The organism is Pseudomonas corni, from assembly GCF_057128765.1.
Map to the genome: position 1 here is coordinate 1 of NZ_JBSKHW010000042.1, position 624 is coordinate 624.

General features: G+C 62.2%; 1 protein-coding gene. It reads right to left on the bottom strand.

The genetic code is table 11. The features are described 5' to 3' along the window. Window positions 1-54 precede the first annotated feature (54 nt). Window positions 55-624 (bottom strand): threonine ammonia-lyase (locus tag ACWKV9_RS27680; protein WP_483839295.1); only part of this gene is annotated, 570 nt, incomplete at its 5' end.

Consider the following 624-nt stretch of genomic DNA (forward strand, 5'->3'; position numbering starts at 1 on the left):
CCTGATACGTCGCACCGTCGCCTCGCCAACAAGTTGGCTCCTACAGGTTTCGTGCTAGCCGAGAAAGAGCTTGTACGCCGGGTTATTCGTCTCATCCCAATACGGATAACCAATCTCCGCCAACGCTGCTGGCACCAGATGCCGCTCATCCTCTGGCACCACCAGCCCCGCCACCACCCGACCGTCCGCCGCGCCGTGGTTGCGGTAGTGGAACATCGAAATATTCCACTGCCCGCCCAGCTTGTTCAGGAAGTTGAACAGCGCACCCGGCCGTTCCGGAAACTCAAAACGGAACACCACCTCATCGCTCACCCGCTCCGAATGCCCGCCCACCATGTGCCGCAAATGCAGCTTGGCCAGCTCGTTGTCGGTCAGGTCGAGCACCGGAAACCCTTGCTCGGAGAGACTTGCCACCAGCGCCTTGCGCGGGTCGGTGTCGGGATGGGTCTGCACGCCGACGAAGATGTGCGCCTCGCGGTCGGTGTGATAGCGGTAGTTGAATTCGGTGATCTGGCGCTTGCCGATCGCCTGGCAGAACGCCTTGAAGCTGCCCGGTTTTTCCGGAATGGTCACGGCGATGATCGCCTCGCGGCCTTCGCCCAGTTCGGCGCGCTCGGCCACATG